This window comes from Actinomadura kijaniata NBRC 14229, from assembly GCF_001552175.1.
Lineage (GTDB): Bacteria > Actinomycetota > Actinomycetes > Streptosporangiales > Streptosporangiaceae > Spirillospora > Spirillospora kijaniata.
The window spans coordinates 25,345-38,443 of sequence record NZ_BCQR01000030.1 but is presented as its reverse complement, the minus strand read 5'-3'; the positions used below and the strand labels follow the sequence as shown (position 1 = coordinate 38,443).

Below are 13,099 nucleotides of genomic sequence, written 5' to 3'. Positions count from 1 at the left end.
CGCCGATCGACTCGCGGAAACCGCAGCGCACGGCGGCGGTCGGCGGGCGCCGGGGTCCGGCGGGCGCCTCCCCGTGCCGCCGAATCACCCGATAAAAGCCTCATTTCTGACATAAAACTAAACTTCCATCTTTTCTGGCAGGCAAAATCGGGAGTTCCCGGATTCTCTCCCCGCGCTTTCCCGGTTTTCTCTAACGCGACTCCGGTCACACCGCTAGCATCCGGCGTGATGGCGAACGTAAATGTCGTTCCAGATCTCTCTCTGGGAACGGACATGACGCCTTCTGGAGGCCCTTCCATGAATGACCGCCGCACCCCGTCACGGGCTGCCCGTTCCGCGATCCTCCCGGCGGCCGCCGCGCTGCTGCTGGGCGGGACGCTGGGCGGCTGCTCCGGCACGGACGCGCCCACCGGGCGCGCCGCCGCGCGGGACGCCGGAACCGGCGGCCGGGCCCCCGAGGCCACCACGTTCACGACGGTGGCCGCCGCCCCCGGGGACGCGGCCCCGGCGAGCGGCACCGACGGCACGGTCGTGCATCCGACCACGCCGCAGCCGGTCCTGGACCGCCCGGGAGGCCGCGCCGTCGCGACGCTGCCCGTGCGGCAGCTCGGCGGGCCCACCTGGGTGCCCGTCGTGGAGACCGCGGGAGAGTGGCGCCGGATCCTGCTGCCGAGCAGGCCCAACGGGTCGAGCGGCTGGATCTCCGAGCGGAGCGGGGGGCTCCGCACCGCGCGCTCGCCCTACGAGGTCAGGATCGACCTGTCGGACCGCCGGCTGAGCCTGCTCAGGTCCGGCCGCCCGGCCGGGAACTGGAAGGTCGCGGTCGGCGCGCCCGCCACGCCCACCCCGACCGGCCGCACGTTCCTGCTGGCCGTCCTGGAGCCCGCGAAGAAGACCCCCAGCCCGCTGGTGCTGCCGCTCGGCGCGCACTCGGCGACGCTGGACTCCTTCGGCGGGGGGCCGGGCACCGTGGCGTTCCACGGCTGGCCGGACACGTCGGTCTTCGGCCGGGCGGTCTCGCACGGATGCGTCCGGGTCCCGAAGGAGGCGCTGCGGGAGCTGTCACGGATCCCGCTCGGAACCCTCGTGCTCATCTCCGGCTGACCCCGGTCGGCCCCTCGAACCCTCAAGGGAGTACCCCTATGTCCCATCGGAAGCTGACGCGCCGCCTGGCGCGGGCGGGCCTGGTCGCCGCGGCCCTCGGGCTGGCGGTCCCCGCGCCCGCGAACGCCGCCGAGCCCGGCGGGTCGTCGGCGTTCGGCCTGAACGTCACCGGCCCCGCGCACGTTCCGCCGACGCCCGCCGTCTCGTCCGCCACGGGCGAGGTCCGCAAGGCGCTGCTGCGCGAGGAGCGCACCAGGGCCGTCCGGGCGACGGTGCTGGACGTGGCGGCGCGCCGCGACCGCGCCCACTCCAGGGTCGCCGGGGTCGACGTGCCGGCCGCGCACCTGAACGCCGAGGCCGTCACCGCCCGCTGCCTGGGTGGAAGGGGGAACGCGTCGCTGGCCGACGCGGTCGTGGCGGGCAAGCCGCTGGCGGTGTCCCCGCCGCCCAACACCACCGTCCCGGTGAAGGTGCCGGGCCTGGGCGACGGCTCGGTCGTCCTCAACAAGCAGGAGCGACTGCCCGACGGGCGGCTGCGGGTGACCGGGCTGGAGGCCACCCTGCCGACCGGCCAGGGCAGGGTCGAGGCGATCCGCGTCGCCTCCGCCACCTGCGGCCACGTCCGCAAGGAGCGGCAGGTCCGCGGGAAGCCGGAGGGCCCCGAGGTCGCGCCCCGGCCCGTCCCGGTGAAGGGCGACCTGCCGGTCACCGGCTGACCCCGTGGCCGGGGCCGGACCGCGGCGGTCCGGCCCCGGCCACGCGGGCGTCAGTCCCCGGCGGCGGTGGGCTCGGCGCGCAGCGCCTCGTCCACGCTCGGGAACATCAGGAAGATCTTGGTGAGCTGGGTGACGTGGAAGACGTCGCGCACCCGGGAGGTGCCGCCCGCGAACACCAGGGTCCCGCCCAGGGCGCGCAGCCGGTGGAACACCCCGACCAGCACGCCCAGGCCGGTGGAGTCCAGGAACGTGACGTCGTCCATCTCGACCACCAGATGCCGGGCGCCGTCCTCGACCAGCCCGAGCAGGGTCTCGCGCAGCCGTCCGCTGGTGCTGACGTCGATGTCGCCGCCGAGCGCGACGATGGTCCGGTCGCCGTAACGGCGATGCTCCGCGCTGAAGTCCACGGGTCCTCCTCGGCTCCGGGTCGGCCGGGTAGTCGGGCGGGTCAGTCGGCGATGGCCGCCAGTACCGCGATGCCCTCGGCGGCGACCTCCTCCGCCGGGTGGCCGGCCAGGCTGTGGCGCAGCACGGTGTCGGCGGCGTCCATCGCGGTGCGGGCGGTGATCAGGCTGGTCTGGGCGCGTTCGATCTCGCCGATCCCGATGCAGTCGAAGGCGACCCGCGCCTCGTGGATCGCCAGGCGCAACTGCCGAACGACTTCTTCCATTCCCATGAACGCCCCCAGACGACAATGGCCAGTGCCGCATTTTATCGGGCTCGAACGCGCTCGCGCGGCACTTTCCCCCGACGGATTTCCGGTCGTTATCTTTGCCGGGAATTCCGATATCTGGGGGTTGGGAGGGGAATGGTGGCGCATTTCTCCCGGGGCGCGGCGGCCCGCGGGTCAGGCGGGCTGGGCCTCGGGCGCCGGCGCCACGGGGCGCGCGGGCCGCATGCGGCGGACGACGTCGCGGCCGACGTCCTGCATCGGCCGTTCGACGAAGCGGTAGCCGAGCGCGGCGACGGCCAGGACGCACGCGACCAGCCCGGCCGCCCAGCCGAGCCGCTGGAACACCGGCAGGTCGTCGACGCCGTCCCCGGCGGCCTTCCAGATCGACTGGAGGATCAGCGGGTGCAGCAGGTAGAGCGAGTAGCTGATCTGCCCGAGCCAGGGCAGCGGGCGGGGGACGCGGCGGTTCCGCAGGGCCATGCCCAGCAGGAACGTGAGCCACGCGGCGACGACGGCGGTCGTCCAGCCCCACTCGTCGGAGTTGCGCTCCCCGCCGTCCAGCGCGGCCCGGATCCCGCCCGCCGCGGTCAGCAGCGGCACGGCGACGGCCACCGCGACGCCCCACCCGCGGTGGATCTTCCGCTTCTCCAGCTCGTAGAGCACCGTCCCGGCGAACATGGTCGCGAGGATCGCCAGGCCCTCCATGCCGCCGACCTTGCTGTTCACCGCCACCAGGCCCAGCGCCAGGACCGCCAGCACCGCGCCGCCGAACCACCGCGCCGCCTGCCCGCCGCGCGCCGCCGCCAGCAGCCCGAACGCCATCAGCAGGGTCGCGCCGAGCACCGTCCCGCCGGACGACCACGACGACAGCAGCCCCGTCGGCAGCATGGTCCCGACCGTCGCGCAGGCCACGCCGAACGCCACCGCGACGGGCGCGGCGGCGCGCCTGGCCCCGGCGACGAACAGGGCGGTGACCAGCAGGTAGAAGACCATCTCGTAGGAGAGGGTCCACAGGACGTAGACGGCGTTGCCGGTGCCGAGGAGTTCCTGGAGCATCGTCAGGTGCGCCGCCACCGACGCCAGCGGCTGGTCGTCCAGGGACCCCGGCGGGCGGGCGCGCATGATCCCGGTGTAGCCGAGCACGACCCCGGCGGTGGCGGCGACGGCCGCCAGCGGGTACAGCCGGAACAGCCGCCCGGTCCAGAACTCGGCGACGTTACGCCGCCGCTCCAGCGACGCCGGGATGATGTAGCCGCTGACCAGGAAGAACACGAACACGCCATAGCGCCCGAAGTCGAACCACGGGCTGACCGAGTGCCGGATCTCGCCGAACAGCATGTTCAGCGAGTGCTCGAAGACCACGACGAGCGCCGCGACACCGCGGAGCCCGTCGAGCCAGTCGAGCCGCCGTGCCCGTGCCGCCGCGGGAGCCTCGGTGGTGGGTGCGAACGGAGTGGCAGTCATTCCGAGCCACCTTAGAGGCCCCGGTGGGCACTTTTAACGCCGTTTGCCGGGTTTTGTATCGAGAGAAAAGGTGATCCAGCGCACTCTCAGCGCCGGGTGCCGACGACGACGGTCGCGTGCCACTCCTCCGAGGCGGCGACGCGGGCCGCCAGGCCGCCGCGTTCGAACGCCGCCACGGCCGCCTCCGCCTGGCGCTCGCCGGTCTCGACCAGCAGGCGCCCGCCCGGGGCGAGCCAGCCGCCCGCCTCGGCGGCGACGCGGCGCAGCACCGCGAGCCCGTCCTCGCCCCCGTCCAGCGCGACCCGCGCCTCATGGTCGCGGGCCTCGGCGGGAAGCAGCCCGACCTCGCCGGTCGGCACGTAGGGAACGTTAGCGGCGAGGATGTCGACGCGTCCGCGCAACTCACCGGGCAGGGGCGCGAACAGGTCGCCCTCGAAGACGCGCTCGGCGGGGAGGTTCCTCCGGGCGCACCGCACCGCCGCCGGATCGACGTCGGCGGCGTACACCTCGGCCCCCTCCAGGACGGTCCCCAGCACGGCCCCGAGCGCCCCCGAACCGCAGCACAGGTCGACGACGACGGGCTTCGGGGGCGCGTTCCGCACGGCCTCCCCGACCATGAACTCGGTCCGCCGCCGGGGCACGAACACCCCCGGCTCGACCGCGACGCGCAGCCCGCAGAACTCGGCCCACCCGACCACGTACTCCAGGGGCTCGCCGGCGACCCGGCGCTCCACCATGGCGTCGAGCGCGTCCGCCGACTCCGCCGCCGAGGCGAGCAACCCGGCCTCGTCCTCGGCGAACACGCACCCGGCCGCCCGCAACCGCGCGACGACCCCGTCAAGAGAAGACGACACAGAACCCCCAGGAAAGACGAATCCCTCATCATCCGCCCTTCCCGCCGCGCGGGTCCAATCGCGGTCAGGTCAACGCGCGGGCGGGTTCCCCGGCGTCCAGCGCTCCGCCGTCGAGGACGAAAGGGATCCCGTCTCCCTCATCCGGGATTCGGAGCCCGGTCGGCGACCGGCAGCCGCCGTCAGTCGCGGGCGGTCCGCCCGTAGTACGGCTGGTAGATGTTCCGCGAGATCGGGTACCGCGCGGCCCGCACGAGCCACAGCGCCCTCTCGGCCTTCTTCCGGCCTCCCCGGAACTGGAAGAAGTAGTCGCGGGCGTCCTTCATCTGGAAGCACAGTCCGTAGGTGAGGAAGCTCCCCTTGCAGACGTAGACCTTGGCCACGTCCTCACGCGGAACCGGATACTCCTCTTCGGAGATGGAGAAGCGCACCCCTTCCTCATCCACGATCAGACGGGCGAACCGCGACACAGGCAGTTCGGGGATCTCCGCCGCGCCACGCCACTGTTCCCGCACCAGCAGGCCCCTTCCCGGAGACGGACGGCCGTTGGACGCGCCCCGCCGATCACCGGTTCCGGGCAGGGCCGGGTGGCGGGGTCTCCGAGGGGCTCGGACGGGTGGGCACTCCGGGCGAGGGAGGCCCCAGCTCCGGGGGGCCCGTCGGGATGCTGGACGTCCGGGGCGGGGCGGCCGGCGAACGCGACGGGAGCACCGACCTCGGGGTCGGCGGAGGCGTCGGCGAAACGGTTGCCGGGGGGCTCGGGACGTTGTCCGTGGGGCTGGGCGGCGGGGTGAGCGTCGGGGTGGGCGTCGGGCTTCCCGTCTCCACCGGGGGCGCGGGGGGACCCAGGGGTCCGGGCGGGCCGGATCGCGGCCACAGCAGGACGGCGATCGCCACGATCACCCCGGCCGTGACGGCGGCCGCCAGGACGGGCGCCGCCCAGCGGCGCCACCAGGGGACGGTCGCGCGGTCCGTGTCGTGCAGCCGACGCATGAGGTCGGGGTCGGGCCGGATCCCGTCGGCGGCGCGGCGGTAGTGCTCGCGCAGCCGGGATTCGAGCTCAGGGTCCATGGGCCCCGCCCTCCTTCATCCGCTTCCGCAGCGCGGTCATCGCCCGCGCCGTGTGGCTCTTCACCGTCCCCCGGGAGATCCCCAGCGTCTCGGCGATCTCCTCTTCGTTCAGGTCGCACCAGTACCGCAGCACGAGGACGGCCCGCTGCTTGGCCGACAGCGCGCGCAGGGCCTCCTCCAGCTCCCCGTCGCCGGGCCCGGCGACGTGCGGCGTCCGGGCGACGCGTTCGAGGTCGGCGACCGACCCGACCGGTGTGTCCCGCCATCGGGACCGGCGCTTCCGCTCGTCGATGGCGAGGTTGACCAGCACCTTACGGGCGTAGGCCTCCGGGTTGCCGCCCGCCGCGACGCGCTTCCAGCGGCGGGCGACGCGCTCGTAGGCGATCTGGAGCAGGTCCTCGGCCAGGTGCCGGTCGTACACCAGGAACACGGCGGTGCGCAGCAGGCTGCCCGCGGTGGCGTTGACGAACTCGTCGAAGGTCGCCTCCGCCCCGCGGGCCTCCCGAACGCTCAACACGGACAGCCCTACTCCCGGACCGCCGCCGGGGTCCGCACCGGCGGCTCGGCCGGGGTCGGCGGCACGCTCGGCCGGGGCTTACCGGGCGGCGTCACGCAGTCGGCGGGCGGAGGCACGGGCCGCGGGGTCGGCTTCGCCGTGCCCGGCCGGGCCGGGGGCGGGGTCGGACGAACGGTCGGCGGCTTGGTCGGGGACGCGGTGGGCCGCGGCGGCACCGGGGTCGCCGTGGGCGGCGGAATCGGCGTCGGTGTCACCGTGGGCGGCTGCGACGGGCGCGGCTTCCCGGGCCTCGTCGGGGTGACCGTCGGACGCGGCTTGCCGGGCCGTGTCGGGCTGGCCGTCGGGTTCGGCTTGCCGGGCCGGGGCGGATTCGCCGTCGGGGACGGGCAGGGGACGCCGGGCCGGGCGGGCGGCGTGCCCGGCCGGGTGGTGGGCGGCGCGCTCGGCTGCGGCCGGGAGGTGGGCAGCGAGCCCTTCGCCGCGACGTTCGACGCCCGCGGGGCCTCGTCCGCGCCCGCCGACAGCCACAGGCCGCCGGCCAGCACGCCGGCACCGCCGAGAGCGGCCACCGACAGGGTCAGGGAACGTCGGGGACGACCCTTGTGCTTCATCGGACTCCTCGAGGATCAAGAACCATCTTCACCCCCGACAACCCCCGCGCGGCCCCCGCCGGTTGTCACCCCCGCCGAATTTTTCTCCGCCGGCACCCTCCACCGGTTGAAGCCGGGGCGGCGGTGGGGAACGGTGTGATCATGACCAAGCGCAGCATCCAGCTCTCCGCCGAGCTCCACGACTACCTCATCGCGCACAGCAGCGGACCCGACGCGCTGCTGGAGGAGCTGGCCGAGGAGACCGCCGAGCGGTTCGCGCCGAGCGCGAGCATGCAGATCGGCCCCGAGCAGGGCACGTTCATGACCCTGCTGACCCGGATCACCGGGGCGCGGCGGGCCGTGGAGGTGGGGACGTTCACCGGTTACTCCTCGATCTGCGTCGCGCGCGGCCTCGCTCCGGGCGGGCGGCTGCTGTGCTGCGACGTGAGCGAGGAGTGGACGTCGGTCGCGCGGCGCTACTGGGAGAAGGCCGGGGTCGCCGACCGGATCGAGCTGCGGATCGCCCCCGCCCTGGAGACGCTGCGGACGCTGGACGAGCCGGTCGACCTCGCCTTCATCGACGCCGACAAGGTCTCCTACCTCGACTACTGGGAGGAGCTGGTCCCCCGCGTCCGGCCCGGCGGCGTCCTGCTGGTCGACAACACCCTGCGCGGCGGCCGCGTCCTCGACGAGGCCGAACAGAGCGAGGACGTGCGCGCGATCCGGGCGTTCAACGAGCACGCCGCGCAGGACGACCGGGTCGAGCTGGTCCTGCTGCCCATCGGCGACGGCCTGACCCTGGCGACAAAGCGCTGACCGAGCCCGCTCAGCCGAGCCTGGCGCGGATCCCCTCGGCCTTGACCCGCGCGGCCGCCGCCTCGGCGGCGGCACGCGCCCGGTCCTCCCCGAACAGCAGCCTCCGGGACAGCTCGTCGAGGGCATCCGCCATCTCATCCCGCCAGTCGGCGAACGCCGGCGACTCCTCATCGACCGGCCGCCGGACCCGCACCTCGCGCAACCGCCTCAACGAACGCTTGAGGTCATCGGGGATGGTCACAGGCACCTTCAAGTGCTGAACACGACTGAGGCCCAAGCTCGGGGGTCATCCCCGGACCTGGGCCTCGTCTGGCTGAGCGGATGACGGGAATCGAACCCGCGTTATCAGCTTGGGAAGCTGAAGTTCTACCATTGAACTACATCCGCGTGCTCCGGTCCCTGAGGACCGCTGCTCGGACATCGTACCGGAAAATCATCGGTTGGCGAGCCGGTCGCGTTGGTGCGCGGGGGACGGGCCGGAGCCGGTAGCTTTTCTGACGTGCTGCTCTCCGATCGCGACATCAGGGCCGAAATCCAGGCCGGACGGGTGAAGATCGACCCGTTCGAGCCCGAGATGATCCAGCCGTCCAGTGTGGACGTGCGACTGGACCGCTACTTCCGGGTGTTCGAGAACCACAGGTACCCGCACATCGACCCCGCCGTCGAGCAGCCGGACCTGACCAGGCTGGTCGAGCCGGAGGGGGACGAGGCGTTCGTGCTCCACCCCGGGGAGTTCGTGCTCGCCTCCACCTACGAGGTGTTCCAGCTTCCCGACGATCTCGCGGCGCGGCTGGAGGGGAAGAGCTCGCTGGGGCGGCTCGGGCTGCTCACGCACTCGACGGCCGGGTGGATCGACCCCGGGTTCAGCGGGCACGTGACGCTGGAGCTGTCGAACGTCGCCACGCTGCCGATCAAGCTGTGGCCGGGGATGAAGATCGGGCAGATGTGCCTGTTCCGGACCAGCTCCCCGGCGGAACGGCCCTACGGGTCGCCCGAGTACGGGTCGCGGTACCAGGACCAGCGGGGGCCGACGCCGTCGCGGTCGTACCAGAACTTCCACCGCACCAAAGTGTGATCGTTCCCCAAAGGAAGCCCCAACGATCGTGATCTCCATCACTGAAAGGTGAAAAGTTCTACCAAGTGGGTATCAACCAGCGATAGCTGGGCAGAGCGGCCGGCTGGCTCCCTTATCCGTCGCCGCCGCCCGTCCGGTGGCCCCCATTGGTGAGTGGCTCCGCACGCCTGTGATCAGGGGGTGGCATCCAGCCGGGTGCCACCCCCTGGTCGTGGGCGACGGGCGTTCCCCCCGACGTCCGCGGAGCCCGGAGAGGAGATCGTGTCCGCACTCCGCGTAGAGAACGTGACGAAGGTGTTCGGCCGGAAGGCCGGTGAGGCCGCCCGCAGGCTGGCGGGCGGCGCCGACCTGGAGGAGGTCCGGCGCGGCCTGGGCGTGACGCCCGCCGTGGTGGACGTGTCCTTCGAGGTCCGGCAGGGTGAGATCTTCGTGGTGATGGGCCTGTCGGGGTCCGGGAAGTCCACGTTGATCCGGATGCTCAACGGGCTCCTGGAGCCCACCGCCGGCCGGATCCTGATCGACGGGACCGACCTCACCCGGCTCTCGCCCAAGGCGCTGCGGGAACTGCGGCAGAAGAAGATCAGCATGGTGTTCCAGCACTTCGCGCTGTTCCCGCACCGGACGGTGCTGGAGAACGCCGCCTACGGGCTGGAGGTGCAGGGCGTCGGGAAGGCCGAGCGGCACGGGAAGGCCCGGGCGTTCCTGGACAAGGTCGGGCTGTCGGGGTGGGAGGACAGGCTTCCCGGCGAGCTGTCGGGGGGTATGCAGCAGCGCGTCGGCATCGCGCGGGCGCTGACCGCCGAGACCGAGATCCTGCTGATGGACGAGGCGTTCAGCGCGCTGGACCCGCTCATCCGGCGGGAGATGCAGGAACTGCTGCTGGAGCTCCAGACCGACCTGGGCAAGACGATCGTCTTCATCACGCACGACCTGAACGAGGCCATGCGGCTCGGCGACCGGATCGCCATGCTGCGGGGCGGGCGGGTCATGCAGGTCGGCACCGCCGAGGAGATCCTCACGGATCCGGCCAACGACTACGTCGCGCAGTTCGTCGCCGACGTGGACCGCACGCGGGTGCTGACCGCGGCGTCGGTCATGGAGAAGCCGCTGGCGATCGTGGACCCTGGGAACGGTCCACGCGCGGCCGTGCGGGCGATGCGCGAGACGCAGACGGCGGGCGCGTTCGTCGTGGGACGCGACCGCAAGCTGATCGGCGCGGTGTACGCCGAGCCCGCCGCCCAGGCGGTCCGGGACGGGGCCGACTCGCTGGACGGCCTGCTGGAGGCCGAGCTGGAGACCGTCACCCCCGACACGCCGGTCGCCGAGCTGTTCGCGCGGTGCGCCGAGAGCGCGCTGCCGGTGCCGGTGGTCGACGGGGCCGGACGGCTGCTCGGCGTGATCCCGCGGGTCACGCTGCTGGCCGCGCTGGGGAACCTGGCCGCCAACACGGGGGACCTGCCGGTGATCGGCGACGAGGAGCTGGCCGACGTCCGCAAGGGGGTGACCGCCGATGTCTAAGCTTCCCCTGGGCGACTGGGTGGAGGGCGCCGTCGGTTTCCTCACCGACAACGGCGGTCCCGTCTTCGACGCGGTGAAGAGCGTGGTCGGCGGGCTGGTCGGCGGGCTGGAGGCCGCGCTGACCACGCCGTCCGCGCTGGCCATGGCGCTGATCGTCGCGGTGCTGGGCTGGTGGCTGCGCGGACCGGTGTTCGCGCTGGTCGGCCTGGTCGGGATGCTGCTCATCGACAACCTCGGTGAGTGGGAGTCGGCCATGAAGACCCTCGCGCTGGTGCTGGTCGCGAGCGTCGCGGCGCTGGCGATCGGCGTCCCGCTGGGCATCGCGGCGGCGCGGCGGCCCCGGGTGGCGGCGGTCGTGCAGCCGGTGCTGGACTTCATGCAGACGATGCCGGCGTTCGTCTACCTCATCCCGGCGATCTTCTTCTTCGGGGTCGGGCAGGTGCCGGGCGTCATCGCCACGATGATCTTCGCGCTGCCGCCGGGCGTGCGGCTGACCCGGCTCGGCATCAGCCAGGTCGACCGGGAGATGGTCGAGGCGGCCGAGGCGTTCGGCACGCCGCCCCGGCAGACCCTGCTGCGCGTGCAGCTGCCGCTGGCGCTCGGCACCATCATGACCGGCGTCAACCAGGTGATCATGCTGTCGCTGTCCATGGTCGTGATCGCGGGCATGGTCGGCGCGGGCGGCCTGGGCGCCGAGGTGTTCGGCGCGATCACGCAGCTGGACGTCGGCCGCGGCTTCGAGGCGGGCCTGTCGGTCGTCATCCTGGCGATCACCCTGGACCGGATGACCGGCGCGCTCGGCACCCGGCTCAGCCCGATCGGGCGCCGGCGGGCCACCGCCGCGGCGACGTCCGGCGGTTGGCGCGGGGCGCTCGCCTACCGGCCGCGCCCGGCGTTCGCGCTGGCCGGGGTGCTGGCCCTGGTGGTCGTGTCGGCCGGGATGGGCCTCACCGGCGCCGGCGGCGACTCGCCCGCCGCCCGCAAGCTCACCATCGGGTACATCCCGTGGGACGAGGACGTGGCGGTCACCCACCTGTGGAAGGTCGAGCTGGAGAAGAAGGGCTACCAGGTCGAGCTCCAGCAGGTCGACGCCGGTCCGCTGTACTCGGGGCTGGCCTCCAAGGACGTGGACCTGTTCCTGGGGGCCTGGCTGCCCGCCACGCACGCCGACTACTACGGCAGGTACAAGGGCCAGATCGAGGATCTCGGCCCCTGGTACGACAACGCCAGCATGCAGCTCGCGGTGCTGAAGAACGACCCCGCCAACAGCGTCGCCGACCTCACGAAGGACCCCGCCCGCTACGGCGGGAAGATCATCGGCATCGAGCCCAGCGCCGGCGAGATGAAGATCATCAAGAACAAGGTGATGCCCGGCTACGGCCTGAACGGCGGGTTCGAGCTGGTCCAGGGCTCCACCCCGGCGATGCTGGCCGAGCTGAGCCGCTCGGTGAAGAACGGCAAGCCGATCGTGGTGGCGCTGTGGAAGCCGCACTGGGCCTACGCCAAGTTCCCGATCAAGCCGCTGGCCGACCCGAAGGGCACCTTCGGATCGGCCGAGAGGGTGCACATGCTGGCCCGCAAGGGTTTCGGCAAGGACTTCCCCGAGCTGACCGGCTGGCTGAAGAGGTTCCGGATGAAGGACGACCAGCTGTTCCCGCTGGAGGACCTGGTCATCAACAAGTACAAGGGCCAGGAGGCCAGGGGCGTCGAGGAGTGGCGCAAGGCCAATCCCGGCTTCATGCCCTCGATCATGAAGTGACCGCTCCCGCCGAACGGGCCGTCCGGTGCGCGACCGGGCGGCCCGTCCGCCTATCCGGCCAGCCCCACCACGAAGAACACCGCGAGCATCCCCGCGCCCGTGCAGCACAGCGTCAGCACGCGCGGATGCCGGGCGTGCGCCTCCGGCAGGATCTCCGCCGCCGCCAGGTAGAGCAGGATCCCCGCGAAGAACCCCAGGTACGGCCCCAGAACGGCCTTGGGCACCGTCACCAGGAGCGTGACCAGCGCCCCGGCGACCGGCGCGAGCGCGTCGGCGAGCAGCAGCGCCAGCGGCACCCGGCGTCCCGGCCTGCCCAGCGACGCGGCGGTGACCGTGTTGAACCCGTCAGCGAAGTCGTGCACCACCACGGCGAGCGCGACCAGCACGCCCACGTCCGTCCCGGCCTGGAAACCGAGGCCGATGCTGAGCCCGTCCACGAAGCTGTGCCCGACCAGCGCCCCGGCGGCCAGCACCCCGGCCCGCCCGGACGCGCCGCCGTGGGCGTGCTCGTGCGGCGCGTACTCGCCCTCGTGGGCGCGGTGGATGGCGGCGGCCTGCTCGACCACGTGCAGCAGCAGGAACCCCGCCGCGAAGCCGATCATCGGCGCGGGCACGCCCAGCGGCGCCGCGTCCGACAGCTCCAGCGACCCCGGGACCAGATCGAACGCCACCACCCCGAGGATCAGCCCGCCGGCCAGCCCCAGCACCAGATGGCGGCGGTCCCGCACCCGCAGCGCGACCACCCCGCCGAGCAGGGTCATCAGGAACGCCACCACCGACAGGACCACAGCCATGGTCCGGTTCTACAAGCCGCCCGGCCGTTCCTCGCCCAGACGCGCCGCGCCCCGCACCGGCTTGAGGCGCGGACAAGCCGGTACGGGACGCAATGCACCTTTCGTGCCCACCGAAAGCCCTCCGCACACCTGGGCGGCTCCCGTCACCCGG

The 13,099-nt window shown here is 72.9% G+C and carries 16 protein-coding genes and 1 tRNA gene; 6 read left to right on the top strand and 11 right to left on the bottom strand.

The genetic code is table 11. The features are described 5' to 3' along the window. Window positions 1–297: 297 nt before the first annotated feature. Together AKI01S_RS11070 and AKI01S_RS11065 are read left to right on the top strand one after the other, a co-directional pair. On the top strand, window positions 298–1,104 hold the full coding sequence (locus AKI01S_RS11070; protein WP_067814665.1) for a L,D-transpeptidase: 807 nt from the start codon (window positions 298–300) through the stop codon (window positions 1,102–1,104). A gap of 38 nt (window positions 1,105–1,142) precedes the next feature. Continuing rightward, entirely contained in the window at window positions 1,143–1,820 is a 678-nt protein-coding gene (locus AKI01S_RS11065; RefSeq protein ID WP_067814663.1) for a choice-of-anchor P family protein, read from the top strand. A gap of 50 nt (window positions 1,821–1,870) precedes the next feature. Here AKI01S_RS11065 and AKI01S_RS11060 read toward each other — a convergent pair whose 3' ends face one another. The 8 genes from AKI01S_RS11060 to AKI01S_RS50365 form a co-directional block, all read right to left on the bottom strand. Then, the gene (locus tag AKI01S_RS11060) at window positions 1,871–2,227 is read right to left on the bottom strand and encodes an STAS domain-containing protein (RefSeq protein ID WP_067814661.1); all 357 of its coding nucleotides are present in this window, start codon (window positions 2,225–2,227) and stop codon (window positions 1,871–1,873) included. 41 nt (window positions 2,228–2,268) lie between these two features. Next, window positions 2,269–2,490: a hypothetical protein gene (locus AKI01S_RS11055; RefSeq protein WP_245681571.1), complete on the bottom strand. Its 222-nt coding sequence runs from the start codon at window positions 2,488–2,490 to the stop codon at window positions 2,269–2,271. 177 nt (window positions 2,491–2,667) lie between these two features. Next, the gene (locus AKI01S_RS11050; RefSeq protein ID WP_067814657.1) at window positions 2,668–3,957 is read right to left on the bottom strand and encodes an acyltransferase family protein; all 1,290 of its coding nucleotides are present in this window, start codon (window positions 3,955–3,957) and stop codon (window positions 2,668–2,670) included. An 86-nt stretch (window positions 3,958–4,043) separates the two neighbouring features. Beyond that, a complete protein-coding gene (locus AKI01S_RS11045) occupies window positions 4,044–4,811 on the bottom strand; it encodes a putative protein N(5)-glutamine methyltransferase (RefSeq protein ID WP_067814655.1) in 768 nt (255 codons plus the stop codon). Between the two features lie 179 nt (window positions 4,812–4,990). After that, window positions 4,991–5,323, bottom strand: coding sequence for a hypothetical protein (locus AKI01S_RS11040; RefSeq protein WP_067814653.1), 333 nt, complete (start codon window positions 5,321–5,323; stop codon window positions 4,991–4,993). A gap of 49 nt (window positions 5,324–5,372) precedes the next feature. Further along, window positions 5,373–5,879: a hypothetical protein gene (locus AKI01S_RS54215; protein ID WP_157419771.1), complete on the bottom strand. Its 507-nt coding sequence runs from the start codon at window positions 5,877–5,879 to the stop codon at window positions 5,373–5,375. After that, complete coding sequence (locus AKI01S_RS11030) at window positions 5,869–6,393, bottom strand: SigE family RNA polymerase sigma factor (protein WP_067814649.1); 525 nt, start codon at window positions 6,391–6,393, stop codon at window positions 5,869–5,871. The genes AKI01S_RS54215 and AKI01S_RS11030 overlap by 11 nt, the downstream gene beginning before the upstream one ends. 11 nt (window positions 6,394–6,404) lie before the next feature. Beyond that, window positions 6,405–7,007, bottom strand: a complete 603-nt coding sequence (locus AKI01S_RS50365) for a hypothetical protein (RefSeq protein WP_067814647.1) — start codon at window positions 7,005–7,007, stop codon at window positions 6,405–6,407. 141 nt (window positions 7,008–7,148) lie between these two features. Between AKI01S_RS50365 and AKI01S_RS11020 the strand changes: the two genes are divergently transcribed. Further along, window positions 7,149–7,802, top strand: a complete 654-nt coding sequence (locus AKI01S_RS11020; protein ID WP_067814748.1) for an O-methyltransferase — start codon at window positions 7,149–7,151, stop codon at window positions 7,800–7,802. A gap of 10 nt (window positions 7,803–7,812) precedes the next feature. Here AKI01S_RS11020 and AKI01S_RS11015 read toward each other — a convergent pair whose 3' ends face one another. Both AKI01S_RS11015 and AKI01S_RS11010 read right to left on the bottom strand, forming a co-directional pair. Beyond that, complete coding sequence (locus AKI01S_RS11015; RefSeq protein ID WP_083999344.1) at window positions 7,813–8,043, bottom strand: hypothetical protein; 231 nt, start codon at window positions 8,041–8,043, stop codon at window positions 7,813–7,815. Between the two features lie 75 nt (window positions 8,044–8,118). Next, window positions 8,119–8,189: transfer RNA gene (locus tag AKI01S_RS11010), tRNA-Gly, on the bottom strand. Between the two features lie 112 nt (window positions 8,190–8,301). Between AKI01S_RS11010 and dcd the strand changes: the two genes are divergently transcribed. The 3 genes from dcd (at window position 8,302) to AKI01S_RS10995 (ending at window position 12,154) form a co-directional block, all read left to right on the top strand. Beyond that, on the top strand, window positions 8,302–8,877 hold the full coding sequence (gene dcd / locus AKI01S_RS11005; RefSeq protein WP_067814644.1) for a dCTP deaminase: 576 nt from the start codon (window positions 8,302–8,304) through the stop codon (window positions 8,875–8,877). Window positions 8,878–9,138: 261 nt separating this feature from the next. Continuing rightward, window positions 9,139–10,395 (top strand): quaternary amine ABC transporter ATP-binding protein, encoded by a 1,257-nt coding sequence (locus tag AKI01S_RS11000; protein ID WP_067814641.1) that lies wholly within the window; start codon window positions 9,139–9,141, stop codon window positions 10,393–10,395. Next, on the top strand, window positions 10,388–12,154 hold the full coding sequence (locus tag AKI01S_RS10995; protein ID WP_067814639.1) for an ABC transporter permease/substrate binding protein: 1,767 nt from the start codon (window positions 10,388–10,390) through the stop codon (window positions 12,152–12,154). Before AKI01S_RS11000 ends, AKI01S_RS10995 begins: the two co-directional genes overlap by 8 nt. Window positions 12,155–12,204: 50 nt before the next feature. Here AKI01S_RS10995 and AKI01S_RS10990 read toward each other — a convergent pair whose 3' ends face one another. After that, window positions 12,205–12,948: a ZIP family metal transporter gene (locus tag AKI01S_RS10990; protein ID WP_067814637.1), complete on the bottom strand. Its 744-nt coding sequence runs from the start codon at window positions 12,946–12,948 to the stop codon at window positions 12,205–12,207. Window positions 12,949–13,099: the final 151 nt, after the last annotated feature.

Bases quoted from the DNA above. Each gene is read 5' to 3' on its own strand.
- AKI01S_RS11070 (WP_067814665.1), top strand. From the start codon at position 298: ATGAATGACCGCCGCACCCCGTCACGGGCTGCCCGTTCCGCGATCCTC.
- AKI01S_RS11065 (WP_067814663.1), top strand. From the start codon at position 1,143: ATGTCCCATCGGAAGCTGACGCGCCGCCTGGCGCGGGCGGGCCTGGTC.
- AKI01S_RS11055 (WP_245681571.1), bottom strand. From the start codon at position 2,490: ATGGAAGAAGTCGTTCGGCAGTTGCGCCTGGCGATCCACGAGGCGCGG.
- AKI01S_RS11050 (WP_067814657.1), bottom strand. From the start codon at position 3,957: ATGACTGCCACTCCGTTCGCACCCACCACCGAGGCTCCCGCGGCGGCA.
- AKI01S_RS54215 (WP_157419771.1), bottom strand. From the start codon at position 5,879: ATGGACCCTGAGCTCGAATCCCGGCTGCGCGAGCACTACCGCCGCGCC.
- AKI01S_RS50365 (WP_067814647.1), bottom strand. From the start codon at position 7,007: ATGAAGCACAAGGGTCGTCCCCGACGTTCCCTGACCCTGTCGGTGGCC.
- AKI01S_RS11020 (WP_067814748.1), top strand. From the start codon at position 7,149: ATGACCAAGCGCAGCATCCAGCTCTCCGCCGAGCTCCACGACTACCTC.
- AKI01S_RS10995 (WP_067814639.1), top strand. From the start codon at position 10,388: ATGTCTAAGCTTCCCCTGGGCGACTGGGTGGAGGGCGCCGTCGGTTTC.
- AKI01S_RS10990 (WP_067814637.1), bottom strand. From the start codon at position 12,948: ATGGCTGTGGTCCTGTCGGTGGTGGCGTTCCTGATGACCCTGCTCGGC.